Origin of the sequence: Enterobacter cloacae complex sp. CDL013, from assembly GCF_049238805.1 — a bacterium.
Taxonomy (GTDB): domain Bacteria; phylum Pseudomonadota; class Gammaproteobacteria; order Enterobacterales; family Enterobacteriaceae; genus Enterobacter; species Enterobacter hormaechei_C.
In genome coordinates, this window is sequence record NZ_JBMKGT010000007.1 from 159,528 (window position 1) to 185,366 (window position 25,839).

26 protein-coding genes are annotated in these 25,839 nt (G+C 55.8%); 16 read left to right on the plus strand and 10 right to left on the minus strand.

Going from position 1 to position 25,839, the window contains the following annotated elements; translation table 11 throughout:
* The first annotated feature begins 75 nt into the window (after window positions 1-75).
* The 7 genes from ACOTXD_RS15875 (at window position 76) to ACOTXD_RS15905 (ending at window position 7,334) form a co-directional block, all read left to right on the plus strand.
* Window positions 76-1,665, plus strand: coding sequence for a methyl-accepting chemotaxis protein (locus ACOTXD_RS15875; protein WP_032609201.1), 1,590 nt, complete (start codon window positions 76-78; stop codon window positions 1,663-1,665).
* Window positions 1,666-1,727: 62 nt separating this feature from the next.
* Complete coding sequence (glsB, locus tag ACOTXD_RS15880) at window positions 1,728-2,654, plus strand: glutaminase B (protein WP_003857165.1); 927 nt, start codon at window positions 1,728-1,730, stop codon at window positions 2,652-2,654.
* Window positions 2,654-3,016 carry a DUF4186 domain-containing protein gene (locus tag ACOTXD_RS15885; RefSeq protein ID WP_003857163.1) on the plus strand — a complete coding sequence of 121 codons (363 nt, stop codon included), beginning with the start codon at window positions 2,654-2,656 and terminating at the stop codon, window positions 3,014-3,016. Before glsB ends, ACOTXD_RS15885 begins: the two co-directional genes overlap by 1 nt.
* 58 nt (window positions 3,017-3,074) lie before the next feature.
* Entirely contained in the window at window positions 3,075-4,040 is a 966-nt protein-coding gene (locus ACOTXD_RS15890; protein WP_032609205.1) for a sensor domain-containing diguanylate cyclase, read from the plus strand.
* An 82-nt stretch (window positions 4,041-4,122) separates the two neighbouring features.
* The gene (locus tag ACOTXD_RS15895) at window positions 4,123-4,650 is read left to right on the plus strand and encodes a GNAT family N-acetyltransferase (RefSeq protein ID WP_421766458.1); all 528 of its coding nucleotides are present in this window, start codon (window positions 4,123-4,125) and stop codon (window positions 4,648-4,650) included.
* A 116-nt stretch (window positions 4,651-4,766) separates the two neighbouring features.
* The gene (locus tag ACOTXD_RS15900) at window positions 4,767-6,218 is read left to right on the plus strand and encodes a tagaturonate reductase (protein WP_061856112.1); all 1,452 of its coding nucleotides are present in this window, start codon (window positions 4,767-4,769) and stop codon (window positions 6,216-6,218) included.
* Window positions 6,219-6,419: 201 nt separating this feature from the next.
* On the plus strand, window positions 6,420-7,334 hold the full coding sequence (locus ACOTXD_RS15905) for a bestrophin family protein (protein ID WP_003857155.1): 915 nt from the start codon (window positions 6,420-6,422) through the stop codon (window positions 7,332-7,334).
* Here ACOTXD_RS15905 and ACOTXD_RS15910 read toward each other — a convergent pair.
* On the minus strand, window positions 7,322-7,870 hold the full coding sequence (locus tag ACOTXD_RS15910; protein ID WP_126501222.1) for a GNAT family N-acetyltransferase: 549 nt from the start codon (window positions 7,868-7,870) through the stop codon (window positions 7,322-7,324). The two genes, ACOTXD_RS15905 and ACOTXD_RS15910, sit on opposite strands and share 13 nt — an antisense overlap.
* Before the next feature lie 303 nt (window positions 7,871-8,173).
* On the opposite strand from ACOTXD_RS15910, the gene ACOTXD_RS15915 reads away from it, so the two are divergent.
* The 5 genes from ACOTXD_RS15915 to ACOTXD_RS15935 all read left to right on the plus strand — a co-directional run bounded on the left by ACOTXD_RS15915 (window position 8,174) and on the right by ACOTXD_RS15935 (window position 13,158).
* Window positions 8,174-8,614, plus strand: coding sequence for a GNAT family N-acetyltransferase (locus ACOTXD_RS15915; RefSeq protein ID WP_003857152.1), 441 nt, complete (start codon window positions 8,174-8,176; stop codon window positions 8,612-8,614).
* Between the two features lie 145 nt (window positions 8,615-8,759).
* Window positions 8,760-9,755 carry an alpha/beta fold hydrolase gene (locus tag ACOTXD_RS15920; protein WP_045333041.1) on the plus strand — a complete coding sequence of 332 codons (996 nt, stop codon included), beginning with the start codon at window positions 8,760-8,762 and terminating at the stop codon, window positions 9,753-9,755.
* Between the two features lie 44 nt (window positions 9,756-9,799).
* Window positions 9,800-10,540 (plus strand): response regulator, encoded by a 741-nt coding sequence (locus tag ACOTXD_RS15925; RefSeq protein WP_022651194.1) that lies wholly within the window; start codon window positions 9,800-9,802, stop codon window positions 10,538-10,540.
* Window positions 10,537-11,832, plus strand: a complete 1,296-nt coding sequence (locus tag ACOTXD_RS15930; protein ID WP_023324654.1) for an ATP-binding protein — start codon at window positions 10,537-10,539, stop codon at window positions 11,830-11,832. Before ACOTXD_RS15925 ends, ACOTXD_RS15930 begins: the two co-directional genes overlap by 4 nt.
* 135 nt (window positions 11,833-11,967) lie before the next feature.
* A complete protein-coding gene (locus tag ACOTXD_RS15935) occupies window positions 11,968-13,158 on the plus strand; it encodes a cytochrome c biogenesis protein/redoxin (protein ID WP_061856108.1) in 1,191 nt (396 codons plus the stop codon).
* 6 nt (window positions 13,159-13,164) lie between these two features.
* On the opposite strand, the gene tam is transcribed toward ACOTXD_RS15935, so the two are convergent.
* Together tam and ACOTXD_RS15945 are read right to left on the minus strand one after the other, a co-directional pair.
* Window positions 13,165-13,923, minus strand: coding sequence for a trans-aconitate 2-methyltransferase (gene tam, locus ACOTXD_RS15940; protein WP_023314159.1), 759 nt, complete (start codon window positions 13,921-13,923; stop codon window positions 13,165-13,167).
* An 84-nt stretch (window positions 13,924-14,007) separates the two neighbouring features.
* Window positions 14,008-14,592 (minus strand): GDP-mannose pyrophosphatase nudK, encoded by a 585-nt coding sequence (locus tag ACOTXD_RS15945; RefSeq protein ID WP_001190898.1) that lies wholly within the window; start codon window positions 14,590-14,592, stop codon window positions 14,008-14,010.
* A gap of 86 nt (window positions 14,593-14,678) precedes the next feature.
* Between ACOTXD_RS15945 and ACOTXD_RS15950 the strand changes: the two genes are divergently transcribed.
* On the plus strand, window positions 14,679-15,437 hold the full coding sequence (locus ACOTXD_RS15950) for a DeoR/GlpR family DNA-binding transcription regulator (RefSeq protein ID WP_003857136.1): 759 nt from the start codon (window positions 14,679-14,681) through the stop codon (window positions 15,435-15,437).
* A 104-nt stretch (window positions 15,438-15,541) separates the two neighbouring features.
* Entirely contained in the window at window positions 15,542-16,834 is a 1,293-nt protein-coding gene (locus tag ACOTXD_RS15955) for a glycoside hydrolase family 28 protein (RefSeq protein WP_045896810.1), read from the plus strand.
* A 176-nt stretch (window positions 16,835-17,010) separates the two neighbouring features.
* Here the strand turns inward: ACOTXD_RS15955 and ACOTXD_RS15960 are convergent, their stop codons facing one another.
* The 3 genes from ACOTXD_RS15960 to ACOTXD_RS15970 all read right to left on the minus strand — a co-directional run bounded on the left by ACOTXD_RS15960 (window position 17,011) and on the right by ACOTXD_RS15970 (window position 18,743).
* Window positions 17,011-17,496 (minus strand): GNAT family N-acetyltransferase, encoded by a 486-nt coding sequence (locus tag ACOTXD_RS15960; RefSeq protein WP_032609220.1) that lies wholly within the window; start codon window positions 17,494-17,496, stop codon window positions 17,011-17,013.
* The gene (locus tag ACOTXD_RS15965; protein WP_003857131.1) at window positions 17,484-17,750 is read right to left on the minus strand and encodes a DUF1778 domain-containing protein; all 267 of its coding nucleotides are present in this window, start codon (window positions 17,748-17,750) and stop codon (window positions 17,484-17,486) included. The genes ACOTXD_RS15960 and ACOTXD_RS15965 overlap by 13 nt, the downstream gene beginning before the upstream one ends.
* A 63-nt stretch (window positions 17,751-17,813) precedes the next feature.
* Window positions 17,814-18,743: a LysR family transcriptional regulator gene (locus tag ACOTXD_RS15970; RefSeq protein WP_058647872.1), complete on the minus strand. Its 930-nt coding sequence runs from the start codon at window positions 18,741-18,743 to the stop codon at window positions 17,814-17,816.
* 129 nt (window positions 18,744-18,872) lie between these two features.
* On the opposite strand from ACOTXD_RS15970, the gene ACOTXD_RS15975 reads away from it, so the two are divergent.
* Entirely contained in the window at window positions 18,873-20,261 is a 1,389-nt protein-coding gene (locus ACOTXD_RS15975; protein ID WP_061856107.1) for an MFS transporter, read from the plus strand.
* A gap of 21 nt (window positions 20,262-20,282) precedes the next feature.
* On the opposite strand, the gene ACOTXD_RS15980 is transcribed toward ACOTXD_RS15975, so the two are convergent.
* Genes ACOTXD_RS15980 through ACOTXD_RS15990 form a run of 3 tightly spaced genes read right to left on the minus strand, consistent with a single transcriptional unit; the run spans window position 20,283 to window position 22,993 of the window.
* A complete protein-coding gene (locus ACOTXD_RS15980) occupies window positions 20,283-21,278 on the minus strand; it encodes a DUF2891 domain-containing protein (RefSeq protein WP_023314163.1) in 996 nt (331 codons plus the stop codon).
* A 9-nt stretch (window positions 21,279-21,287) separates the two neighbouring features.
* Window positions 21,288-22,274: a DUF979 domain-containing protein gene (locus ACOTXD_RS15985; protein ID WP_003857123.1), complete on the minus strand. Its 987-nt coding sequence runs from the start codon at window positions 22,272-22,274 to the stop codon at window positions 21,288-21,290.
* On the minus strand, window positions 22,271-22,993 hold the full coding sequence (locus ACOTXD_RS15990) for a DUF969 domain-containing protein (RefSeq protein WP_003857121.1): 723 nt from the start codon (window positions 22,991-22,993) through the stop codon (window positions 22,271-22,273). The genes ACOTXD_RS15985 and ACOTXD_RS15990 overlap by 4 nt, the downstream gene beginning before the upstream one ends.
* A 224-nt stretch (window positions 22,994-23,217) precedes the next feature.
* Between ACOTXD_RS15990 and ACOTXD_RS15995 the strand changes: the two genes are divergently transcribed.
* Entirely contained in the window at window positions 23,218-23,766 is a 549-nt protein-coding gene (locus ACOTXD_RS15995) for a winged helix DNA-binding protein (protein ID WP_003857118.1), read from the plus strand.
* Here the strand turns inward: ACOTXD_RS15995 and glgX are convergent.
* Window positions 23,763-25,838, minus strand: coding sequence for a glycogen debranching protein GlgX (gene glgX, locus ACOTXD_RS16000; protein WP_421766459.1), 2,076 nt, complete (start codon window positions 25,836-25,838; stop codon window positions 23,763-23,765). The two genes, ACOTXD_RS15995 and glgX, sit on opposite strands and share 4 nt — an antisense overlap.
* Window position 25,839: the final 1 nt, after the last annotated feature.

The following is a 25,839-nucleotide window of genomic DNA, read 5'->3' on the forward strand; positions in this document are numbered from 1 at the left end:
CATTTTTGCGTAATGGTTCTGTCATTTTCGTTTCGTAGACTCGCCGCGTCTAACGTATTGTTACAGAAGAAAATTATGAACCTAACGCAAATTTTTAGTCGTCTTGCGCCGCGCTTTATTCCTCGTCAGTTTGGCCTGCTGACCGGCATCTTTTGTATCATTGGCCTTTTCTCCGCCCTGCAACTCTCTTCCTCCTTCCTGCTCACCGCCTCCCTGAATGAAGCCCAGCGTAACGAACAGCGCAATCAGCTGGCCTGGCAGCAGCAGAGCAGGCTGGATCAGGCCCGTATTTCGCTGCTTGCGGCGAGCGATCTGCTCAACCGCTCCGGCGTGTACTTTATGCAGGATAAAGAGACCGGCTCGGAAGGGAGCTGGCATAGCCTGATGGACGAGGCGCAAAAATCCCTGGCGGCGTCTAAACAGGCATGGCAAGCATGGCTCGCACTTAATCCTCCGCAGGACGAGGGGCTTGTTAACAGCTATCAGCTGTTCTTCGGTGCCATTAGCGAGCAGGCGGAAGGGCTGGTGAAAACCAACAGCATCGACCTCTTTTTTGCCGTACCCGCCCAGGCCTTTCAGACCGATTTTAATGACAACTTTGCACGCTATCAGCAACGGAGTGAGAAGCAGGCGATACAGGGGCGTCAGTCGCTCATGGAACAACTCTCAGGCCTGCAACGGCTGTTCCTGTTTGCGCCGCTGGTGCTGCTGGCCATTGCCATAGCCGTCTGGTTTGGAATGGCGAAGTGGGTGATATCCCCGCTACGCCGTCTGATTATCCATATTAACCAGCTTGCGGCAGGGGATTTGTCAGGCACGCCGCCTGACGTTGTGCGCTTTAACCGTGAAATCAGCCAGCTCTGCGGCAGTATTACCGCCATGCAGCTTGGGCTACAGCAGCTGGTGACTCAGGTCAGCGAGGCCACTACCGCCATGGTTGAAAATATTGGGTCACTTGCGCAGGGGAATCAGAAGCTTTATCAGCAGTCTACGCGACAAGCCAAAGAGCTGGAGGAGGTGACCGCGCATATCGCCGATCTCGAAACCCACGTTGAGGGGAACACAGGTTATGCAAAACTCGCCCGCTCGCGCGCGGATGAGGCCCGACAGGCTGCCGTAGGCGGGGAGCAAATGATGACGGCGGTGAATGGCTCGATGCAGACGATCGTCGACCGATCCTCAGAGATGCGCGGGATCGTCGCGATGATCGATAGCGTGGCGTTTCAGACCAACATTCTCGCCCTCAATGCTGCCATTGAAGCCGCCCATGCAGGAGAGCAGGGGCGCGGATTTGCGGTGGTCGCCCGGGAAGTGGGGTTGCTGGCCAGAAAAAGCAGTCACTCTACGCAAACCATCCAGGCGCTGATTAACCACTCGCTTCAGGGCATTGAGGAAGGATCTCAGGTGGTAAACCGTCTGGAAGAGAATTTGCAACAGGTCACCGGGCTGGTGGCGAATCTGAGCAGCCTGCTGAATGATATTTCCTTGGCCACCCTGAATCAGGGGGATAGCATCCATCAGATGACCCGTCAGCTTCAGGCGCTGAATCAGGTATCACGTCAGACTGATGTGCTGGTTAGCGAAGCGTCAAATGCCTCTGAGCGCCTGCATCAACAGTCCGATCTTTTGTTGCAGGCCGTCTCGCGTTTTCGTCTCCCTGCCTGACGTGACGTATAAGCCTCTGTTATACTCGCAGCCCGTTTTAGCCTGAGGGCAAGGAGCAAAGTGTGGCTGCGGTCATCCATAATGAGATGCTGGACGAGATTCTGGCGCAGGTTCGTCCGTTACTGGGGCAGGGTAAGGTTGCCGATTACATTCCCGCGCTGGCCTCGATCAGCGGTAATAAGCTCGGCATCGCCATTTGTACTGTCGACGGGCAGCGTTTTCAGGCGGGAGACGCGCTGGAGCGATTTTCCATTCAGTCGATCTCAAAAGTGCTTAGCCTCGTTGCCGCCATGCGCCAGTATGACGAGCAGGAGATCTGGCAGCGGGTGGGCAAAGATCCGTCCGGTCAGCCGTTTAACTCCCTTCTTCAGCTGGAAATCGAACAGGGTAAGCCGCGTAACCCATTTATTAACGCCGGGGCGTTGGTGGTGTGCGATATGCTGCAAAGCCGGCTGAGCGCGCCGCGCCAGCGGATGCTCCAGATTGTGCGGCAGCTTTCCGGCGTGCAGGACATCGCCTACGATCCGGTGGTAGCGCGCTCTGAGTTTGAACACTCTGCACGTAACGCCGCCATCGCCTGGCTGATGAAGTCCTTCGGCAACTTTCATAATGACGTTGCCACGGTGCTGCAAAACTATTTTCATTACTGCGCGCTGAAGATGAACTGCGTTGAACTGGCGCAGACTTTTCTGTTTCTGGCGCATCAGGGCCATGCCCCTCATCTGGGCGAGGACGTTGTCTCCCCGATGCAGGCCCGGCAGATCAACGCCTTAATGGCAACCAGCGGAATGTATCAGAATGCCGGGGAGTTTGCCTGGCGCGTGGGGCTGCCGGCTAAATCCGGCGTTGGCGGTGGGGTCGTGGCGATTGTCCCCCACGAGATGGCGATTGCCGTCTGGAGCCCGGAACTGGACGAGACCGGAAATTCACTGGCGGGCGTAGCGGCGCTGGAACAGCTGACCAAACGTCTTGGACGGTCCGTATACTGATGTCCACGTTAGATCCTCTGTTCGCGCGCCTGGCTCGCTCCACGTTTCGTTCACGATTTCATTTAGGGACGAAAGAGCGGCAATACTGCTGGGATAAGGGCGCAGAGACTATCGATAAGCATGCCGCCGATTTTGTCGCCGCGCGGCTGGCGCCTGCACACCCGGTGAATGACGGTAAGCAGACGCCGATGCGCGGCCATCCGGTTTTTATCGCCCAGCATGCCACGGCAACCTGCTGTCGGGGCTGTCTGGCTAAGTGGCACGCTATTCCGCAGGGCGTGCCGCTGAGTGCGCAGCAACAACAGTATATCGTCAACGTAATCCATCATTGGCTGGTCATAGAGGTAAATCGTGCCTCCTGAACTGACAATGTCTCTGTTTAAGCTACGCTTTTACTAATGCTCAGCGTCAGGAGACGTTATGAAGGCACCTCAAATTCCCGTTAATGAAGCGGAGCGCATGAATGCGCTGCGCGAATCCGGTCTGCTTGAGATCGACAATTATCCCGCGTTTGATCGTCTTACGCGGCTGGCAACACGCTTTTTCAGGGTGCCGCTGGCGATGATTACGCTGGTGGATGACCACGCCGCGATCGTGAAATCTGCTGACGGCCGGGCACTCGCCAGCCAGCCTCGCGACCTCTCGTTTTGCGGTCATACGATCCTGGGTGACGCGCCGCTGGTGGTGAGTGACACGCTGCTGGACGAACGCTTCGCGGATAATCCGCAGGTGGCGGGAGATCCGGGCGTGCGCTTTTATGCCGGTTTCCCGCTGCGTTTACGCGACGGGGCGTGCGTAGGATCGTTGTGTCTCATTGATTACGCGCCGCGGGAGTTTACCGCGGCGGATGCCGCCGTACTGGCCGATCTCAGCGCGCTGGCGGAGGATGAATTTGCAGCCGTTAGCGCCGCCACGACCGATGAACTCACGGGATTGTTTAACCGTCGCGGGTTTAACCAGTTTGCGCAGTTTGCACTGTCGGTTTCGCAGCGTCGGGCAGAACCGTTAACCCTTGGCTGGCTGGATCTGGACCATTTCAAAACCATTAACGATCGCTTCGGACATCAGGAGGGTGACAAAGCTCTGAAAGCGATGGCCGCCCTGATGCGTTCCTCGTTCCGCGAGGCCGATCTACTGGTACGTTTCGGGGGAGATGAGTTCGCGGTGCTGTTTGCGGATACCGATGAGCCTGGCGCCTGGATCGCCATGCAGTATCTCGTCGAACAAACGGAAAAGTATAACGCGCGTCAGCTACATCCCTGGTCGTTACAGTTCTCCTGGGGGCTGAGCGAGTTCGATCATCACCGCAACGATATTCAGGCATGGTTAAAACACGCGGATGCGCAAATGTACGCCATGAAGCGGCAACACCACGGCGAAAAATGACATAACGAAATCCTATGTCATCGCTTATTGCGTTACAAAAATGTTAATAGCAAAGTGGAGAGATTCAACCTAAGGACGCGCAATGAACTCTCCCATGCTGATTAAACCTCTCTCCCGACAGGACATCCTCACCCACATTGATGCCCTGAACGATATTCTCGTCAACTGTGTCAACGGCGGCGCCTCCGTCAGCTTTATGCTGCCTTTTTCTGCCGGGAAAGCCCGAACCTTCTGGCTCGGCGTCGCAGACAGCGTCGGGCGCGACGAGTGTACCGTCCTGGGCTGTTTTGATGCGGAGCAGGGGCTGGTTGGCACGGTCCAGCTGATCACCGATCAGCCTGAAAACCAGCCGCACCGTGCAGATGTCGCGAAACTGCTGGTTCATGGGAAGGCGCGCCGTAAAGGGGCGGCAATGGCGCTGATGGAATCCCTGGAGGCGGTTGCGCGTGAAAAAGCGCTTACGGTGCTGGTGCTTGATACCTCGACCGGCAGCGGCGCGGAGACGTTTTATCAGAGAGCGGGCTGGCAAAAGGCGGGGGAGATCCCACGCTACGCCCTGATGCCGAACGGGGACATGACGGCGACCTCGGTGTTCTATAAATTTCTTTGATATTTTTCACCATCGCGTCCTGAGTTGATCCAGACAGGGGTTCTGGTCCTGAAGTTTTGATAAGTTATCACACCAATCTTATCAGGCTGTATGACTAATCATAAAGGACCTCCATTGTGAACACTCTCAACCGTCGTGATTTCCCCGGTGCGTGCTACCCTGAACGTATCATCCAGTTTGGCGAAGGTAACTTCCTGCGCGCGTTCGTTGACTGGCAAATCGACCTCTTAAACGAGCATACCGATCTCAATGCCGGTGTGGTGATTGTGCGGCCGATCCAGAGCGATTTTCCGCCGTCGCTGAGCACCCAGGATGGTCTGTATACCACAATTATTCGTGGTCTGAATGAGCAGGGAGAAGCGGTAAGCGATGCGCGTCTTATTCGTTCCGTAAATCGTGAAATCAGCGTCTACAGCCAGTACGATGAATTTCTGGCGCTCGCCCATAACCCGGACATGCGGTTTGTCTTCTCCAATACCACGGAGGCGGGCATCAGCTATCATGCGGGGGATAAGTTTGACGATGCGCCTGCTGCCAGCTATCCGGCCAAACTGACGCGTCTGCTGTTCGAACGCTTTACCTACTTTAACGGGGCTGCGGATAAAGGCTGGATCATTATTCCTTGTGAGCTTATCGACTACAACGGCGATGCCCTGCGTGAACTGGTGCTACGTTATGCACAGGAGTGGGCACTGCCGGCGGCATTCATTGCGTGGCTGAATGATGCTAACACTTTCTGTTCGACGCTGGTTGACCGCATTGTTACCGGCTATCCGCGTGATGAGGTGGCAGAGCTGGAAGCCGGGCTGGGCTATCACGACAGCTTCCTCGACACGGCGGAACATTTCTATCTGTTTGTTATTCAGGGGCCGAAATCACTTGCAGCTGAACTGCGCCTGGATAAATACCCACTCAACGTCCTGATTGTTGACGATATCAAACCGTATAAAGAGCGTAAGGTGGCGATCCTCAACGGCGCGCACACGGCGCTGGTTCCGGTCGCTTTTCAGGCCGGCCTGGATACGGTTGGGGAAGCCATGAACGACGCGGAAATTTGCGCGTTCGTAGAGAAGGCTATTTATGAGGAGATTATTCCGGTCCTGGATCTGCCGCGCGACGAGCTGCACTCCTTCGCCAGTGCCGTAACGGGGCGTTTCCGTAATCCGTACATTAAGCATCAGCTGCTGTCGATTGCACTGAACGGGATGACCAAGTACCGCACCCGCATTCTGCCGCAACTGCTGGCAGGGCAGAAGGCGACCGGCAAACTGCCAGCACGTCTGACCTTTGCTCTGGCGGCGCTGATTGCATTTTACCGTGCCGAGCGCAACGGTGAGCGCTATCCGGTGCAGGACGATGCGCACTGGCTTGAACGTTACCAGCAGCTGTGGACGCAACATCACGACAAACAGGTCACTACCCGTGAACTGGTATCGTCGGTGTTAAGCGTGAGCGAGCACTGGGAACAGGATCTCACTCTGGTGAACGGACTGGTAGAACAGGTTGCGCTGGATCTGGATGCAATTTTAAGCAAAGGCATGCGCGATGCGGTGAAACCGCTCTGCTAATCATAATGCCCGGCGTTGGCCGGGTTTTTTAAAGACCCTATTTAGTTACAACATACTATCCGTTCTTTTTTTAGAACGCACTTGCGGCACCGTGCGGTTCAGGCTTAACAGGTCAGAAAATGCAATGAACTATTAACATGCTTGCAACCGTGAGGGGGATCACGTTTAATAGCCGCGCTCTTTACTTTTCTGAAGCTGATTATGATTGTTCGTCCTCAACAGCACTGGCTGCAACTGATTTTTGTCTGGCATGGTTCGGTACTTCCCAAAATTTATACCCGACTGCTGCTTAACTTCCTGCTTTCCATCGCCGTGATTGTCATGCTGCCGTGGTACACCTCGCTGGGTATCCGGTTTACCGTCGCGCCGTTCAGCATTCTGGGTGTGGCTATCGCCATCTTCCTGGGGTTTCGCAATAACGCCTGTTATTCGCGCTACGTTGAGGCGCGTCTGCTTTGGGGGCAGTTGATGATAGCGGCGCGCTCGCTGTTTCGCGAGGTAAAAAACACCTTGCCGGATGATAAACATCTTGGAGAGTTTGTCCGCCTGCAAATCGCGTTTGCTAACTGTCTGCGAATGACTCTACGCAGAGAAACCAATGCCGATCAGCTGTCCCGCTATCTGGCTCCAGACGATTTACGCAAAGTGATGGACGCCAACTCGCCGGCGAACCGTATCCTGCTGATCATGGGGGAGTGGCTGGCCGTGCGGCGGCGTAGCGGGCACCTTTCAGACATTCTGTTTCACAGCCTCAACAACCGCCTGAATGATATGTCCATCGTGCTGGCTGGCTGTGAGCGTATCGCCAATACGCCGGTCCCGTTTGCCTATACGCTGATCCTGCACCGGACGGTGTATCTGTTCTGCATCATGCTGCCGTTTGCTCTGGTCGTTGATCTGCATTACATGACGCCCTTTGTCTCTGCACTGATTTCCTACACCTTTATCTCGCTGGACACGCTGGCGGAAGAGCTGGAAGATCCGTTTGGAACGGAAGATAACGATCTGCCGCTGGACGCCATCTGCAACATGATGGAGCGCGATCTGTTGCAGATGAACGATGAAGAGAACATACCTGAAAGACTGATGCCGGATAAGCATTATCAGCTGACCTGACGGGCATTCCACTCGTCGCGGGTGATTTCCCACAGCTCCGAATCCAGCAGGCCGCTGACATAGGCTTTCTTCTCCGTCCTGATGAGCCGCATGCCGCTGCTGTCTGAAATACGTCTGGAGCGGCTGTTTGCAGCCGCTTTCGGCGCGCGCAACACCGGTTTGTTAAGCGTATTGAACCAGTAATCCGTGGCCGCAATGCTCGCCTCGCGCATATATCCCTGGCCCTGAAATTCCGGCGCGAGCCAGAAGCCCCGGTTGTTGTCCTCCACGTCATACAGGCAAATCAACCCCATCAGTTCGTCAGACGCTTCGTGACGGCGAATCGTCCAGAACCACGCAATCCCTTTGGCCATATCGGGCAGTGCAACGTTGTTGACATAATTTTCTGCACCGTTTTCCGGGTAGGGCCAGGGGACTGAAGCCACCATATAGCGGACAATCTCCCAGCGCGGATAGTGTTGCTGGATCTGGACGGCATCTTCTGCAATCAGGGGGCGTAATATCAGGCGCTCGGTGGTAAGCGTGGGTATGGTCATCCGCTGATCTCCATAATTAAGCGTTATGCTTTTGTTTGGGTTCTGGTATTTTCATCAATATCACATTCTATTTGGTCGTGCTTTTGTTATTCAGGTTTATCCATAAAAGGGGTTATATGATGCTGAGAAAAGCCAGGCCCGAAGAAGCCGAAACACTCTGGCACGTCCGTAACGAAGCGATTCGCCATGGCTGCAAAATCTAGTGGGTTTTGCCATGCTGGGTGAAAATACGCATTACTCGCGTATGGCCGACGCGCATTTACGCTGTATTGAAATGGCAATTGATTTGTAAGGTCAGAACAGATGACGCTAACCGTACGTCCTTTATGCACAGATGATTACCCACAATGGCGACCGCTGTGGGATGGCTATACCCATTTTTATGAGTGCTACCTTGACGAGTCCGTTACCGCGGCCACCTGGGACAGGGCGCTCGCAGATTCATCATCTCTGTTTTGCCGTGTCGTGGAGAAGGACGGCCGCGTCATCGGCTTCGCCATGTGCGTCCTGCATGAAGGGACCTGGTCAACCGCGCCCGTTTGCTATCTGGAAGATCTGTTTGTTGACGCTGCCGAACGTGGCGCAGGGGCGGGTAAAGCGCTTATCGACGCCCTGATCGATGAAGGCAAGCGGGAAGGGTGGTCAAAACTCTACTGGGTAACCCGCATGAATAATCCTGCGCGTAAGCTGTATGATCACTATGGTGAAGCCGACGATTACGTCCGGTACCGAATCTCGCTTTAGTCGTTTAATACCTGGGTTTGTATCACACTGTATCTGCCTCTGTGATACATACACAGGTATGCAATAAAACCGCATCCGCACACATCTCCTGTACAAACGCATGGTGTTATATCTCCGTCAACTGAACTTACCCGGAGATAACATCATGTTTAATAAACTCGCATACTCAGCCGTCGCCCTGACCGTATCACTTGGCACCGTGATGTCCTGTCAGGCAGAAGCGACGGGTAAGGATTACGCGTCGGCCTTTAACCAGGTTAAACAGATTAACGCTGGCGATTTGAACGTCGGTTACATCGATATCGGGCCAAAAGAGGGGCAACCGGTGATCCTGCTACATGGCTGGCCGTACGACATTCACAGTTATGAAGAAGTGGCCCCCGCGCTGGCCGCGAAGGGGTATCGTGTCATTGTGCCGTCCCTGCGCGGGTACGGCACCACACGCTTTATTTCTGATAAAACGCCGCGAAACGGCCAGCCTTCGGCAATGGCAAAAGACATCGTCAACCTGATGGACGCCCTGAATATCAAACAGGCGGTGTTTGCCGGTTATGACTGGGGGGCGCGTACGGCAGATATCGTTGCAGCGCTCTGGCCGGAACGGGTGAAATCGCTGGTCTCGGTAAGTGGCTACCTGATCAGCAGCCAGGCGATTGGCAAACAGCCTTTACCGCCGAAGGCAGAGGTTCAGTGGTGGTATCAGTTCTATTTCGCCACGCCGCGCGGGGCGGAGGGCTATGCTAAAAATACGCACGATTTTGCCCGGTTGATTTGGTCCCAGGCTTCGCCTGACTGGAAATTCAGCGATGCCACCTTCAATGCCAGCGCCAAATCCCTCGATAACCCGGACCACGTTGCCGTCACGCTCAGTAATTACCGCTGGCGTCTGGGGCTGGAGAAGGGTGAGCAGAAATATGACGCCTACGAACAAAAGCTGGCTACGCTGCCGAATATTACGGTGCCGACCATCACCATCGAGGGCGGTAACAACGGAGCACCACATCCTGTACCCGCAGCCTATGCAGGGAAATTCACCGGAAAATATGAGCACCGTACTTTCGGCGCAACGGTTGGCCACAACCCGCCGCAGGAAGATCCGCAGGACTTTGTTAAAGCCGTTGTCGACGCGGATAAGCTCTGATATGTGCTATTTTCAATCCGTTACCTCTTAATCAGGAGCCTGCGGTGGAGCATATTGATCACATCCTTGTCGTCGATGACGACAGGGATATTCGTGAACTGATTGTCGATTACCTCGTGAAATCCGGTTACCACGCCTCTGGCGCGGCGAACGGGAAAGAGATGCGCGTAGTGCTCGACAAACAGCATATCGACCTGGTGGTGCTGGACGTGATGATGCCCGGCGATGATGGCCTGACGCTGTGTCGACAGCTGCGCAGCAGCAGGCATAAGGATCTGCCGATCCTGATGCTCACCGCGCGCAACGAGGACACGGACCGGATCCTGGGACTGGAGATGGGCGCCGACGATTATGTGGTGAAACCGTTTGTGGCCCGCGAACTGCTGGCGCGTATCAAAGCTATCCTGCGTCGTTTTCGTACTATGCCGCCTAATCTTCAGGTGACCGAGGCAGGGCGCCTGGTGGTGTTCGGGGAATGGCAACTGGATACCGTGGCGCGTCATCTGATTGATAACGAGGGGATGGTTGTGGCGCTCAGCGGGGCGGAATATCGCCTTTTGCGCGTATTCCTCGATCATCCTCAACGGGTGCTGACCCGCGATCAGCTGCTGAACCTGACGCAGGGACGTGATGCCGAGCTGTTTGAGCGTTCGATTGATCTCCTGGTGAGCCGCGTGCGACAGCGCCTGAATGAAGATGCCCGCACGCCGGCCTACATTAAAACCGTTCGCAGCGAAGGCTACGTTTTTACCATGCCGGTGACCATCGTCGAGGCCAATGAATGACACTATGGCCCCGCACCTTACTGGCCCGGCTGCTGATCATTGTGCTGCTTGGACTCTTACTGGCTAACGCGCTCAGCCTGACGCTGGTCATGGTTGAGCGAATGCACAGCGCGCGCACGGTTATGCTGGGCAATCTTGAGAATGACGTGGCGACCAGCGTGGCCATTCTCGACCGGCTTCCGGCCAAAGAGCGGCCAGAGTGGCTGGAACGGCTCAGTCGCGGTAATTATCGTTATATCCTTGGCCCCGGCGAGGCAGGCGCCGCGCCAACGGACAAGCGCTCGCGGGATGCAATTCGCACCCTGAAAGAGACGCTTTCAGCCCAATATCCGCTCCAGTTTACGGCGGTGCCAGGGCCGATCTCCCATATTCAGGCCCATCTGACGCTCCGCGACGGCGCACCGCTCACTATCGATCTGATCCCGCGCATGCCGCCTGTCGCCAGCTGGTTACCCGTGGTGCTAGTTCTTCAGCTGTTACTTGTCGCGCTCTGCTCCTGGATTGCCGTACGCCAGGTTGTCCGGCCTTTCCTGCAATTCACGCGTGCGGTTGATTCCCTCGATCCTGCGGCCCATTCACCGATGACTGAAAAAGGACCGGTTGAAGTGCGCCAGGCTGCACACGCTTTTAATGAGATGCAGTCGCGGATACAAACGTATCTGCGTGAACGCGCGCAGATTCTGGCGTCCATTTCTCACGATCTCCAGACGCCCATCACGCGCATGAAGCTGCGGATCGAAATGGCAGATCAGCCCGAACTCCGCGATAAGCTGCTGAGCGACCTGGATAATATGTCGCGCCTGGTACGGGAGGGGATTGCCTATGCCCGGTCATCAGAATCACTGGAAGAGACCACGCTGAAGCTGGAGCTGAACGCGTGGGTTAACAGCATCGCCAGTGATTATCAGGACATTGGTAAAAACGTGCAGTTTCATGCACGCAATGCGCGTCTGCCGATCGTTACTCGTCCACAGGCATTGCGCAGGGTAATGACCAATCTGCTGGATAATGCGCTCAAGTTTGGCGATAGCGCGGTTATAGAGATTGATGAAGATGAAAGGCAGGTAGCGATCCGTATTATGGATAACGGCCCCGGCATCCCGGAGGCAGAACTGGAGGCGGTGTTACAGCCGTTCTACCGGGTTGAAACGTCGCGCAACCGCGAAACGGGCGGCACCGGGTTAGGCCTCGCCATTGCCGCGCAGCTCACCGCCCAGCTTGACGGGAAATTGCATATTGCAAACCGGGCAGAGGGCGGGTTGGCCGTAAGCGTGACTCTTCCGCGCGGTTAATTGTACGCCTGTGTATCTGCACCCCATGCCGATACGCAGGCAGACAAAATTCAGCTTTTCGCACACGGCCTGAACACATTCGTACGGTCAAATAACCTCACTGCACCTTCGCAGCAACCGTATCGTGAGGTCGTTATGTTTCTGATAATCGCTTTTTTGGGCGGCATGATTAGCCTGCTCAGTCCGTGCACGCTTCCCGTCATTCCTCTGCTGTTCGCTAGCTTTCAGGGGCAGCGCAAACACATTCTGGCGCTTCTGGCGGGAATGATTGTGATGTTCACGTTGGTGGCGATGGTAGTAACGGTTGCCAGCGAGTGGATCGCTGACGCCACCGTTATCGGTCGCTGGATTGCGCTGCTGATACTGAGCATTGCTGCCCTGGCTCTGATCTTCCCGCAGTTTGCTCAGCGCATTGCCCGTCCGGCGGTCAGTGCGGGAAACGTTCTCAACACCCACAGCGTTCAGCGACACGGCCTGGTTTCGGCTTTTCTGGCAGGGCTGGCCGTTGGACTTCTGTGGTCCCCCTGTGCCGGACCGATTCTCGGGGCGATCTTCAGCATTAATATTGCGGGCCACTCGGCCATCGCAACCGGAGCGCTGTTAGCCGCTTACGGCAGTGGATGCGCGTTGATGCTGGGGCTGCTTGTCGCGGGGGGCCGTAAGCTGATAACCCCTCTGAGAGCCAAATCCGCATTGATGGCGCGTTTGCGTCAGGGAGCGGGAGTGATGATGTTAGCTGCCGTTGCGTTCAACGCCAGCGGGATGACCTCAGCCCTGAAAGGTGCCAACGGTATTGCCGACCAGCTGGAAAACGCTCTGTTGAGCCTTGCGCAACCATCCTCCACGCAGGTGAAACTGCAACCAGTCGCTGACGCAACGCCGAGCAGCCAGCTACCATCATTAAGCGGCGGTACGGGCTGGGTAAACGGTGACCCTGTCACGTCTGAGGCCTTGCGGGGGAAAGTTGTGCTTATCGATTTCTGGACCTGGGACTGTATCAACTGCCAGCATACCCTTCCGCATGTTCGAGACTGGGCGAAGAAATATGAGTCACAAGGTCTGGTGGTGATTGGCGTCCACACCCCGGAATACCCCTGGGAAAAGCCGTTATCATCGGTGAAAAACGCGGTCAATAAATGGCAGCTGCCGTACCCCGTAGTGACGGATAATAACTACAAAATCTGGAGCGCGTTCGGAAATCAGTACTGGCCAGCGCATTACTATTTCGATGCGAAAGGGCAACTGCGTTACACCGCGTTTGGCGAAGGTAACTACGACAAGCAGGAGGCCGTGATTCAGCAGTTGCTCAAGGAAGCGCGTTCCTGATCCGGCTTACGGAACCCGCTGAGCCACCATAAACAGGCGCGGAAAAGCCAGCAGTATCTGCCCGTTCTCCTGGAGCGGATACTGCTCTTCCAGCAGCTCAAGGTAGCGTTTCAGATAGTTTTTCTGCTCGCTTTCGTTGAGTTCCTGTAACCACGGCCGTAACCCCGTCGCGCTGACCCAGTCAATAATCGCCTGATGAGAGCTCATCTGATGGAAGTAGGTGGTGCGCCAGATATCCACGTCACATCCCGCTTCCGTCAGAATATCGTAGTAGGCATGGATACCCGGCAATGGCTCGCGGCCACGATCGGGGTAGCCCTGTTCCCAGGCAACTTCACGCATCAGGGCGTGCGTCGGCTCAAGCCAGTTGTCAGGCATTTGCACCGCCAGCACGCCGTTTAACTGGAGCAGTGAAACCAGGTGTGGCAGAAGGTGGTAATGGTCCGGGATCCATTGCAATGAGGCGTTGGCGTAGATCAGGCTGAGCGGCTGGTCAGGTTTGTAGTGCCGGATATCTGCCTCAACAAAGTGGCAGTCTGGCAGGGCCTGTCGGGCTTCCTCCAGCATGGCCGGGGAGTTATCCACGCCGGCGATCTGCGCAGAAGGCCAGCGCTGTTTCAGCAGCGCGGTGCTGTTGCCTGGCCCGCAGCCCAAATCCACGGCTGAGGTTATGTCAGCAAGCGGCACCCGGGCCAGTAACTCAGCGGCGGGACGTGTGCGTTCTGCGCTGTACTGTAGATAAAGAGAGGGATCCCAGTCGGCCATTTTCGCATCTCCATGTTGAGGTGTTCAGCAAGAATAGCACAGGCAAATACCTGCGCCGGGGCAGGTATCTGCCTAATGGTGAGATTATAAAATGCCTTTGAGGGCCAGGTGATAGAGCAGCATGATGGTTTTTCCGTCGACGATCTGCCCATTTTCAATGCCCCGAAGCGCGTCGTCCAGCGTCATTTCCAGCACGTCGATATCTTCCCCCTCAGCTTTAACGCCGCCGCCCGCGCTGGTCCGATCCTGCGGATGATATTCCGCCAGATAGAAGTAGAGTTTCTCGGTGACCGAGCCCGGGCTCATATAGGCCTCAAAAATTTTCTCTACGCGCGTCACCTTAAACCCGGTTTCTTCTTCCGCTTCGGCCTTAATCCGGCTTTCCGGGTCAAGGTTATCGAGCAACCCGGCGGCCGCCTCAATGAGATCCTCTTCGTGACCATTGATAAACACCGGGAAACGGAACTGACGCGTCAGAATGACGGTTTTGCTGTCGCGATTATAGAGCAGGATCGTCGCGCCATTCCCCCGGTCATACACTTCACGCTCTTGCCGCTGCCAGTCGCCATCGCTGCGCTGGAGGTCAAAAGTGTATTTTTTCAGGTTATACCAGTTGTCGGACAACGTTTCGCTGTTGATGATGCGTATATCTGCACGTTTTGATTGCACGTTTGTCTCTCCTCTCGTAGAGTAAGCATCATAAACAGCACTATCGTGCAAATACAAGACATATCGTGCAACATCAGGAATAAATCATGCTTACAAGCCAGCGTAAACAGTTGATTCTGGAAAAACTGGAGGCGGAAGGCCAGGTCCAGTCAACTGCGCTCAGCCTCTTTTTCTCGGTGTCTGAGGACACTATCCGCCGGGATTTACGTGAACTGGCGGCAGAAGGGCGTTTGCAGCGTGTTCACGGCGGTGCACTGCCAGCATCTTCAGCGATTGCGCCTTTTGCCGAGCGTCAGTCCGTCAAAATGGATGCAAAAAAACGCGTGGCACGGCGAGGCGCGCAGCTCATTTCACCGGGGCAGGTGGTGATCATTGATGGCGGGACGACCACCTCCGAACTTATTACATTCTTGCCACCCGATTTACCGATAACCGTGGTGACGCACAGCCCGGGTATCGCATTGGGTCTGGTCGGCCATCCGAGCATAGAGGTGATCCTGATCGGTGGTCGTTTGTATAAACACTCCATCGTCACGGTCGGCGCGGCCGCAATTGAAGGCATCAATAATATTCATGCGGATCTGTTTTTCATGGGTGTCACCGGCGTGCATCCTGAGGCCGGGCTGACCACCGGAGATTATGAAGAAGCGTGCATCAAACGTGCATTTTCCGGCAGAGCGGCGGAAACGGTGGTACTGGCCTCGCCGGAAAAGATCAACACGGCCTCGGCGTTCGTGATTGGCGACCTGTCGCTGGTGAATACGCTGGTTGTTGAAAACACAACGGATGAACGCTGGGTGAGCGCCATGAAAGAAAAGGGCGTTACGGTGATCGCAAGCCAGTAAATAACCGCTTTTTTGCCAGCCTGACCGCCAGGCTGTCAAACAGACAAAGGTTATCCTTCACGCGGATTTCTAGACTAAGGCTTTCATCTGTTTAAGGACAAGCCATGAAAGCGATCTCCATTCTGGCGTGTGGCGCGGACCCAACCGCGCAACGCCTGTCAACGTCTGCCATTCAGCAGGCCATAAACAGTGCTCAAGAGAACGATGTCATTGTTATTCCGCAAGGCCGTTTTCTGACCGGCGCACTGTTTCTGAAAAGCGGTGTTTCGCTTCGCCTGGATGCTGGCGCACAGCTCGTTGGAAGCCAGGATCTGGCTGATTATCCCCTGATAAACACCCGGGTGGCCGGCATTGATATGCGCTGGCCGGCAGGGATTATTAATATCATCGATTGTGAAAACGTCAGCATTACCGGTACAGGTACGATAGACGGGCAGGGTGTCATCTGGTGGCAACGCTTCTGGGGCGATGACGAACGCAGCGGCATGGTTGGCGATTACAGCGCCAGAGGATTACGCTGGGTGGTTGATTACGACTGTCAGCGCCCGCGCAATATCCTGGTCTTTGAAAGCCAGAACATTCTGCTGCGTGATTTTACCAGTCGGGAGTCCGGATTCTGGAACATACACCTCTGTTATTCGCGCCGTATCGCGGTTGAGGGTGTGCAAATCAGCAATTCTGCGGGGCCGAGCACCGACGGGATTGACGTCGACTCCTGCGAACAGGCGCGGATTGAACGCTGCATTGTGTCCTGCAATGACGACAATATTTGCATCAAATCTGGACGAGGACGCGAAGCGGCGCAAAAAGCACGTACCGCGCGGGATATAGTGATTCGAGGATGTACGCTGAATAAGGGATCCGGGATCACGCTGGGGAGTGAAACTTCAGGTGGCATTGAACGCGTCCTGATAGAAGATAACGCGTTTAACGGAACGGGCGTCGGGTTCCGCATTAAGTCGGCCCGCAACCGTGGCGGGTTTATCCGTGATATCACCGTCCAAAATTTACGTCTTACGGACGTACGTTTTCCGGTGCTGATCCAGCTGAACTGGTTTCCGCAGTACAGCTATGGCGACCAGAGCAATTTATCTGATAAACCAGAACACTGGCGCAAGCTGGCTGAAGGTGTTGAGGGCGAAGCCGGTCTTACTGAGGTCAGCGGACTGACGATTAAAAATATGACGGCGCGTCGCTCAGACAACAAATATTTCTCGCGGGCATTTTTCATTGCGGGGTATCCGGAGCGTCCTGTGGCCGGGTTAACGCTGGAGGGGATTTTTATTGACGCGACAGAGTTTGGGAAAATTTCCGGTGTGGATGGGTTGCGCTTTCAGGATGTGCAGGTGACTGCCGTAGAGAACACGCAAGACTGTAACGACAGTTATGAACGTTGATGGCATAGAATCTATGGGCATAATTCGCTGAATGAGCAGAACAAGGCTGGGCCCGAAACGGCTGGATTTGTTCTTAATTAATCTTAGTACGCATAATGTATATTATGTTAAATGAAATATTATGAATCCTATCACTCATCAGATAAGCCCATCGCATACCACCCTTTCCTTTGCCTCTACTGAGGAAGCCGGAGAAACAGTGTCCGTTCCTGAGTCTGCGAGGCTTTAAAACCATGGTGGATATAAAACGCTTTGGCTTCCTCAGTGAGTGCATGAACCATGATCGCCCGCACCCCGATATTCTCAGCTACCCGATAACAGCGTAAAACCGCATCGTGGAGTAAATCGGCTCCCAACCCGTTTCCGCGTAACGAGACATCAACAGCCAGACGGGCAAGTATAATCACGGGAATGGGATCCGGCATGTTACGCCGCAGATTACCTGTCGCTTGCGTATGGTTAACGCTGCCGGTAGCCAGTGAGTAAAATCCCGCGACCTGCTTCGTGCCCGTTTTACAAATGACAAACGTTCGGGCTGCGCCGAGCGCCTGGTTTTTCAGACCTCTTTGTTTTAGCCATTCGTCAAGCACGGCCTCTCCGCTGACGAACTCCGCCAGTTGATGGACGCTGGATAAGGGCTCTGGCGCTGTTACACGTCCCACTGCGGTTTCCTTGCCAGCAGTTTTTCTATGGCAGGATCGTCCGCGACCGGGGCATCAAGCATGTCAATGAACTCTGCGTACTGTTCATCGTTAAAATTGAATACACGTCGATCGAGGATCACATTCTCGGCTGCCTGACAGGCCATCTCCAGAATGAAGTCTGTACGTGATTTATGGAGGATCTCTGCGGCGGCATCGATAAGCGCCCGCTGGGATTCTTTGGCTCTGAGATTGAGTTGAACATCTGATTTCATGGGTATACCTCTTGTATAGCAATTGCTTTACAAGCATAACATAAGCGGCGTGTATAGCAATCGCTATACAGCGCTCTTTATCATGTCTGACCTCTCCACACCGCATATCGCAAGAATTTGCTCTCTCAGCCAGCGGTGACCAGGGTCGCGTTCCATTCTTGGGTGCCACATCTGTGAAACCGTAATACGACGGCTTTTGAACGGCAGCTCGAAAACGTGTAACTGCTCCGTTATCTGCTGATTGAGTAAATAGAGCGCGGGTATCATGGCAATAAGATCTGATGCCAGCGCCACGGACAGCGCCGTCGGAAATCCCGGTACGACGCTGGCGATTTTACGTTTTGTCCCCAGTTCGGCCAGCGCATCGTCAACGGAACCGTGCAACGCGCCCTCAGGTGACGCTACCACATGGCCCCAGGCGACATAATCCTTCACCCCTATTTCTGCCTGATTAGCCAGCGGATGCCCCTTACGCACGACGCCCACAAACCGATCCTCAAACAGTCGTTGCAGCCGTATTTCAGGCCCCATATTGCTCTGGACGCCAATCTCCAGATCAACCAGCCCTTCCCGAAGATAGCGCGACGTTTTTTCCGGCTTCGGCGCGAAGCGTATACAGACGTCCGGCGCGGCGTCGGCCACAGCCGCTATAAGCGCAGGCCCAAACGCCACCACAAAACCATCGTTTGCCCTGATGGTAAAAAGACGCGCCAGACTTCGCGCGCTGAACGTTTCAGTTGAGGGCTGCAATACCGCCCTGGTCTCGTGCACTGCACGCCTGGCGCGATCCCGGGTCGCTTCGGCCCACGGGGTTAGTACCATGTTACGCCCGGCGCGCACCAGGATCGGGTCGCCTGTAACGTCGCGTAACCTGCTTAATGTCCGGCTCATGGCCGAGGTGCTGAGGTTCAGACGGCGTGCCGCACCTGCGACACTCGCTTCGCTCAGCAATATGTCGAGTGAAATCAGTAAGTTAAAATCTGGATCGGTCATAGCGCTCATTCCTGTGCATTCAGATAAGGCGTTTCATGCAACGATAAAGTGCAAATGGTGCGCCTTCCGCCCTGTAAAAGCCATCTTTATAGTTTTGTCATCCATACACTCTTCTCAGAGGACAACCTGATGACGCTCTTTTCCAGTCAACCCGGCGACGAAGGACTGCCTGGCCCGGCGCGCGCACGGGTGATGGCCGCAATTATGACCACCACCTTAATGGGCGTGTTTGATGGCACCATGATCAACATTGCCCTGCCCTCCATGGACCAGGAGATGCAGGTACCTGCCAGTATTGCTGTCTGGTTCGCCAACGGGTATCTGCTGGCGGCCGCGACGTCGCTGGCAATATTCGCGGCGCTTGCGGCCCGCCTGGGTTATCGCCCCGTTTTTCTGGCAGGTTTGACAACCTTTACCCTGACATCGCTGGGTTGCGCGCTGGCGAAGACGCCCGAAGTGCTCATCGGTATGCGCGTGCTTCAGGGGATCGGCGGCGCGGCGACGCTGAGTATTGCCCCCGCAATCCTGCGATCCGTATTTCCCGGGCGATTACTTGGCCGCATTCTGGGGTTACACGCTCTGCTCATCGCCTCCAGCTCCGCTATCGGGCCGGTATTGGGTGGTACGATCCTTCACACCCTGAGCTGGCAATGGCTGTTTGCGATAAACGTGGTTCCCGGCACCCTCGCCTTACTGCTGGCGGTCAAAGCGCTGCCGTGGGATGCGGTTCGAAAGCAAGCGCCCTTCGACACCCCGGGCGCCATATTGTCGGCGCTGCTGCTGGGGTCGACGATCATGGCGGCGAACAGCCTCCAGGAGGCTACTTATCACCCCGGCAGTCTTTGCTGGACGGTGCTCGCTGCGCTGAGCGGCATGGCGTTTATCTGGCAGATCCGCCGCACGGATAACCCCTTGCTGCCGCCGACGATGTTTAAAAATGAACGTTTTACCCTCGCGGCCTTCACGTCAATGATTGCTTTTGTCAGCCAGGGGATCACTTTTATTGCACTGCCTTTCCTGTTTCAGAGCGAATACGGCTACAGTCCGGTGTTGTCTGCCCTGCTGTTTACGCCGTGGCCGCTAGGGATCGTACTGATTGCGCCGCATGCAGGCCGGTGGGCGGACACGATTTCAGCCCCGGCGATATCCACCCTGGGGCTGGTGATTTTTGTCGTGGGTTTGATCCTTCTTGCGACATTACCCGACCGCCCTACAATGTGGGATATCTGCCTGCGGAGTCTGGTATGCGGCATGGGGTTTGGCTGCTTTCAGAGTCCCAATAACCGGGAAATGCTCTCCAACGTTATTCGTGAGCATGCGAGCTATGCATCCGGTGTTTTATCCATTATGCGCACGTTCGGGCAGTGTCTGGGCGCCGCCGCCGTGGCCGTTCTGCTGGCCGCAGATGAAAGGTCAATTCATGTTGCGCTATGGGTCGCAGCCGCAGCTTCTGCGGTAGCGGTCGTCGTCAGCGCGAGTCGGTTGCGTAAAATCACTCATCCTGCGGAAACAGGATGAGCACGAAAATATAACTAAGCGCTACTCCAGCGCCAGCAGCGCAAAACTCGCCAGCCAGTGGCCGCCGCTGTAGTGGCTGCCGACAACATGCTCCACGCTTGCCGAGAGATGGCGCGCAACGGCATCGTGTAATGGCTTCCGGGCGTGATGATTTTCCGGCAGAGCACGGGCAATGTGCTTCATACACCAGGCGCGGCTGAGGTTGAGACCGTCCAGATGCGCGATTTTCGGGTCGGTGCGGTCGCTCACCTCTGCCGGGTTCATCAGCGCAGAAACGGCGCCCACTTCAGGCAGAAACGCATCGAACCAGGCCGGGAAATCCTCCACCACCTTACTCATCAGCAGGGCCTCGGTCAGCGCTCCGGAGATATACTCGTCGCCACCCGGCTCATAATGCGCAGGATATTGCGTGTCCGCGAGGTAAAACCGCGTTGCCGCGTCCAGGATGGCGCGCTCAAGCGTGTCATCGTTCACCGCCCGGGCATAATCCAGCCCCAGCGCGAGCGCAAACGCCGTGTTGTAGTGCGTCCCGACGCGGATCGGATAGGTAAGCTTGCTGAGGTAATCCACCAGCCGCTGGCGAATATCCCGCGTTAACGGTTGCAGCGTCTGGTACCAGCGCTCCGCCTGCGGCAGTGACGATTGCTTCAGCTCCTGCGCCAGCGCCAGCAGCCAGCCGTAGCCATAAGGCCGCTCAAACGACGCGCGGAACGGCGCGGTAAAATAGGCCAACTCCTTCGCCACCTTCTCGTCGGTCAGGTGTTCTTCGAACAGAGTGATGATCTCTTCCCGGCACGGCAGTTCGGGCCAGAGACGCAGGCAGCGCAGCAGCAGCCAGTAGCCGTGCACCGCAGAGTGCCAGTCAAAACAGCCGTAAAAGATCGGGTGCAGCTCGCGAGGCGGCAGAACGTCGCCGTCATCGTTGAGCAGATGCATAATGTGGTTCGGGTATTCCTGACGTAAATAGGTCAACGGCATTCTGGCGAAGGCGTCAGCCTGATGTTGCGTTAATTCCATTGCAGCTCCTTAGCGAAACACGAGGAAATACATTAAGAACACGTTCACCACCAGCAGGGTTAACGCGGTCGGGATCTGGATCTTGATAACCTGATATTTGTCTTTTAGCTCCAGTAGCGCGGCGGGCACAATGTTGAAGTTGGCGGCCATCGGCGTCATCAGCGTGCCGCAATAGCCAGCGTACATACCGATAGCCAGCAGCGGCGCCGGGTTACCGTGATGGACGTTAATCAGGAATGGCAGAGCGATACCGGCGCTTAACACCGGGAAGGCTGCGAAGGCGTTACCCATGATCATGGTAAACAGCGCCATCCCCACGCAATAAATGACCACCAGCATGAAGCGGCTGTCCGGGTTCACAAACAGGCTGACCACCTTTTGTACCGATTCGCCGGTATTCGCCACCACAAACACCCCGCCGAGCATGGCGAGCATCTGCGGCAGGATCACCGCCCAGCCAATGGTATCGACCAGCCGACGCGACTGACGAACCGCATGCAGCGGCGTACCTTTTGTCAGCCACCAGCCGGTGAGGATAGCTGCCACACAGGCTACGCACAGTGCCGCCAGCGTAAGCTGTTTCTGGTCGAGCAGATAGACACCGCCAATCGACACGCCTTTCAGAAATAGCGTCCCGATGACCGTTACCACGGGGATCATCAGTGCCGGTAAAAACAGCCAGTTTTTCAGCCGGTTCGACGAGGCAACGCGCTCCTCCTCGGTGGACATTTTATAACGCCCCTTCCCGACCAGCCCGAAACCGGCCAGCAGCGCAATCACGATAACGGCGCCGCCAATAATGCGATACGCCAGGGACTTACCCAGCTCCTGCACCATCAGATCGCCAAACAGGAAGATCCCGCCAAACAGAAACCAGAACAGCGCCGTGGTATAGCGTTTCGGGTTAGCGCGATCGCGAAGGGTCATCACAACCAGCAGCATCACGACGAAGCCGATCAGGTAGTACACACGGTTAATGGTGATGAGGGTCATCATGGTGCGATCTCCTGCGTACCCTGCTCTGCTTTCCAGGCCATCACGTCGCGACGAATGCTGGCATCGAGGCGTAGCAGACGCGTCATATGGATGATCAGTGCCGCAATGGCGGTCGGAATGGCCCACAGGCCGATATGCAGCGGTTCGATCCCCTCGATCCCGTTCTCTTTCAGGAACGCATCAATCAGCAGTACCGCGCCAAAGGCGATAAAAATATCTTCCCCAAAGAAAACCGCGATATTGTCACACGCGGCGGCATGGGCTTTGATTTTGTCGCGGATAGTCTGCGGCAGTTCCCCGTATTCATTCAGAGCTGCCCCTTCCGCCATCGGCGCCAGCAGCGGACGCACCGTTTGCGCGTGGCCGCCAAGCGACATCAGGCCCAGCGCAGCCGTCCCTTCGCGGGCAACAAAGTAGAGCATCAGGATACGCGCCGAGGTGGCGCTGGCGATCTTCGCGACCCAGGCCTGGGCGCGTTCTTTCAGCCCGTAATACTCCAATAGGCCAATCACCGGCAGGATCAGAATGAAGGTGGCAAGCGAGCGGCTATTCACGAACTTTTCGCCAAAGGTTTCCAGCAGCATACCGAAATCCATGCCAACCAGCAGGCCCGTCGCCAGGCCCGCCACCACGACAACCAGCAGCGGGTTGAAACGCAGTGCAAAACCAATAACCACCACCGGAATCCCGATAAGTGGCAACAGTGTAGAACTGTCCATAAACGTTACCCTATCCAAAGTGAGCGTTGCGCGCCGACGGCTATTTTTTATACTTCGCAGCAGAGCGAAGCCGGTGCATTACGGCGCGCGATGTTGTGTTTTGCGTGAGGCTCCACAGAACCTGCACTAAAAAGCTATATCTGAACGTCAAAAACATGTAAACAATTTATCAATAAAATGTTCTTATTTTATCGACGGGTTTACATTTCGGGGGAAGGATCGTTATGACAGTAAAGAAAAAGACGACAGCGTTAAACCACGACGATATTGCGGACGGGCGAATCGTCTCCTCCCGTCATCTCGTCTCAGAGCGGTGTGCTGAATTATCAGAGCTGGAATATGCGCTGATCATGACCAGCAATGCGTTTAACAAATGGATGGTGCGCTGCATGACCGCAGCGGGTGAACCGGATATGGGGGCCTTTGATGTTTCGCTTCTGCACCACGTGAATCACCGCAACCGTAAGAAAAAGCTGGCTGACATCTGCTTTGTGCTGAACGTGGAAGATACCCACGTGGTGACGTATGCGCTGAAAAAGCTGGTCAAGGCGGGCTACGTCACCAGCGAGAAAGCGGGAAAAGAGCTTTTTTTCTCCACTACGGAGGAGGGAAAAGCGCTGTGCATGAAGTACCGGGAGGTGCGGGAGGCCTGCCTGATCAACATTCATGCGGAAAGCGGTATTCCGGGCGCGTCGATTGGCGAGACCGCGCAGTTACTCCGCGCGATCTCCTCCCTGTATGATACCGCCGCACGCGCGGCGGCTTCGCTTTAAGGACGGCGGAACAGGGTGATACTCCGCCCGGCCAGCTCGTAATCGACAGATTCAGTGATGATTTCCCCCGTGGGGGCATCCTCCGACGTCGAGAGTTCGAGCACCCAACCCCCTTCGCCAAACTGCGGGATCTGGAATGGCACCGTACCTTCAAACGGGTTAAACAGCATCAGCACGTCTTGCCAGACGCCCTCTTCCTGCTCAAGATCAGGACGGCTGATGGCAAGACCAAGGGTGGAACCCTCGTCCCACTGTTCCGACTGCTGCGGTCCGCCGCCGGCGTTAAACCAGCGGATCTCCAGCCCGTCGCGCCAGTTCTCACGTCGCAGCAGCGGCTGCGTCGCGCGCAGGGCAATCAACCGACGGGTAAAGTCGCGCAGCTTCTCGTCGTTTTCAGTGAGTCCTTCCCAGTTTACCCAGGAGATCTCGCTGTCCTGACAATAGCCGTTATTATTGCCCTTTTGCGTCCGGCCAAACTCATCGCCTGCCAGCAGCATCGGCGTGCCGTGCGAGAAGAAGAGCGTGGTGAGGAAGTTGCGCTTTTGCCGCTCGCGGGTGGCAATGATATCCGGGTTTTCCGTCGGCCCTTCCTCGCCGTAGTTATACGAACGGTTATCGTTATGTCCGTCGTTATTATCTTCCCCGTTATCGGCGTTATGTTTCTCGTTGTACGATACCAGGTCGTTCAGCGTGAAGCCGTCATGCGCGGTGATAAAATTGACGCTGGCCCACGGACGACGCCCGCGCAGATCGTACAAATCACCGGACCCTAACAGACGGGCGGCAAAATCGTTAGAAACGTTATCCCCCTTCCAGTATTCACGTACCGTATCGCGGTATTTGTCGTTCCACTCACCCCAGCCAGGTGGGAAGCCCCCCACCTGATACCCGCCGGGGCCGATATCCCACGGCTCACCGATGAGCTTCAGCTTCGACAGCACCGGATCCTGGGTCACGGCATCAAAGAAGCCGCCGCGCGGATCGAACCCCTCTGGCTCACGTCCGAGAATGGTCCCGAGGTCAAAGCGGAAACCGTCAATCTGCATCGACTCCGCCCAGTAGCGCAGGGAGTCCATGACCATCTGTAACACGCGCGGGTGCGAAGTATTAACGGTGTTCCCGGTGCCGGTGTCGTTGATGTAATACCGGTGCTGATCCGGCATGGTGCGGTAATAACAGAAGTTATCAATCCCCTTAAACGACAGGGTTGGTCCCAGCTCGTTGCCCTCCGCCGTGTGGTTATAGACCACGTCGAGGATCACCTCGATGCCCGCGTCATGATAGGCACGCACCATGTCGCGGAAACCCTGGATGCCCGCCGGGCCGTAATAGCGGGACGCTGGCGCAAAGAAACCGAGCGAGTTATAGCCCCAGAAGTTTTTCAGGCCGCGATCGAGCAGGTGCTGATCGTCAGGGAACCAGTGAACCGGTAGCAGCTCGACCGAGGTAATGCCGAGGCTTTTGATGTACTCCACCGAGGCTTTATGCCCCATCCCCTCAAACGTACCGCGCAGTTCAGGCGGAATAGCCGGGTTAAGCTGGGTAAAGCCTTTTACGTGGCTTTCATAGACCACGGTATGCGGCCACGTGATATCGGGCCGGCGTGAGTCATGCCAGTCAACGGCATTGGGGTCGATGACCTTACATTTGGGCGTAAATGGCGCGCTGTCTCGCGTGTCAAAACTGAGATCCAGCTCATCGTGTCCCAGCTCATAGCCGAAGTGGGCATCGTTCCACTCAATGTCACCCACCAGTTCACGGGCATAGGGGTCAATAAGCAGCTTATTGGGGTTAAAACGGTGACCGTTCTCCGGATCGTAGGGGCCATACACACGGTAGCCATACAGCGCCCCCGGTTTCAGATCCGGCACATAGCCGTGCCAGACCTCATGGGTATATTCCGGCAGTTCCAGTCGGGCGATTTCTGTTTTTCCCGAAGGATCAAACAGACACAGCTCCACCCGCTCCGCGTGGGCGGAAAACAGGGCGAAGTTTACCCCTTTCCCGTCATAATTTGCGCCCAACTGCTGGCCATGACCGGCCCGAATTTCAAACGTTGTATCCTTTGGCATT

Excerpts from the sequence above, each read along its gene's own strand:
- ACOTXD_RS15875 (WP_032609201.1), top strand. The coding sequence starts at position 76 with ATGAACCTAACGCAAATTTTTAGTCGTCTTGCGCCGCGCTTTATTCCT.
- ACOTXD_RS15885 (WP_003857163.1), top strand. The coding sequence starts at position 2,654 with ATGTCCACGTTAGATCCTCTGTTCGCGCGCCTGGCTCGCTCCACGTTT.
- ACOTXD_RS15890 (WP_032609205.1), top strand. The coding sequence starts at position 3,075 with ATGAAGGCACCTCAAATTCCCGTTAATGAAGCGGAGCGCATGAATGCG.
- ACOTXD_RS15895 (WP_421766458.1), top strand. The coding sequence starts at position 4,123 with ATGAACTCTCCCATGCTGATTAAACCTCTCTCCCGACAGGACATCCTC.
- ACOTXD_RS15905 (WP_003857155.1), top strand. The coding sequence starts at position 6,420 with ATGATTGTTCGTCCTCAACAGCACTGGCTGCAACTGATTTTTGTCTGG.
- ACOTXD_RS15910 (WP_126501222.1), bottom strand. The coding sequence starts at position 7,870 with ATGACCATACCCACGCTTACCACCGAGCGCCTGATATTACGCCCCCTG.
- ACOTXD_RS15915 (WP_003857152.1), top strand. The coding sequence starts at position 8,174 with ATGACGCTAACCGTACGTCCTTTATGCACAGATGATTACCCACAATGG.
- ACOTXD_RS15920 (WP_045333041.1), top strand. The coding sequence starts at position 8,760 with ATGTTTAATAAACTCGCATACTCAGCCGTCGCCCTGACCGTATCACTT.
- ACOTXD_RS15930 (WP_023324654.1), top strand. The coding sequence starts at position 10,537 with ATGACACTATGGCCCCGCACCTTACTGGCCCGGCTGCTGATCATTGTG.
- ACOTXD_RS15935 (WP_061856108.1), top strand. The coding sequence starts at position 11,968 with ATGTTTCTGATAATCGCTTTTTTGGGCGGCATGATTAGCCTGCTCAGT.
- tam (WP_023314159.1), bottom strand. The coding sequence starts at position 13,923 with ATGGCCGACTGGGATCCCTCTCTTTATCTACAGTACAGCGCAGAACGC.
- ACOTXD_RS15950 (WP_003857136.1), top strand. The coding sequence starts at position 14,679 with ATGCTTACAAGCCAGCGTAAACAGTTGATTCTGGAAAAACTGGAGGCG.
- ACOTXD_RS15955 (WP_045896810.1), top strand. The coding sequence starts at position 15,542 with ATGAAAGCGATCTCCATTCTGGCGTGTGGCGCGGACCCAACCGCGCAA.
- ACOTXD_RS15965 (WP_003857131.1), bottom strand. The coding sequence starts at position 17,750 with ATGAAATCAGATGTTCAACTCAATCTCAGAGCCAAAGAATCCCAGCGG.
- ACOTXD_RS15970 (WP_058647872.1), bottom strand. The coding sequence starts at position 18,743 with ATGACCGATCCAGATTTTAACTTACTGATTTCACTCGACATATTGCTG.
- ACOTXD_RS15975 (WP_061856107.1), top strand. The coding sequence starts at position 18,873 with ATGACGCTCTTTTCCAGTCAACCCGGCGACGAAGGACTGCCTGGCCCG.
- ACOTXD_RS15980 (WP_023314163.1), bottom strand. The coding sequence starts at position 21,278 with ATGGAATTAACGCAACATCAGGCTGACGCCTTCGCCAGAATGCCGTTG.
- ACOTXD_RS15985 (WP_003857123.1), bottom strand. The coding sequence starts at position 22,274 with ATGATGACCCTCATCACCATTAACCGTGTGTACTACCTGATCGGCTTC.
- ACOTXD_RS15990 (WP_003857121.1), bottom strand. The coding sequence starts at position 22,993 with ATGGACAGTTCTACACTGTTGCCACTTATCGGGATTCCGGTGGTGGTT.
- ACOTXD_RS15995 (WP_003857118.1), top strand. The coding sequence starts at position 23,218 with ATGACAGTAAAGAAAAAGACGACAGCGTTAAACCACGACGATATTGCG.
- glgX (WP_421766459.1), bottom strand. The coding sequence starts at position 25,838 with ATGCCAAAGGATACAACGTTTGAAATTCGGGCCGGTCATGGCCAGCAG.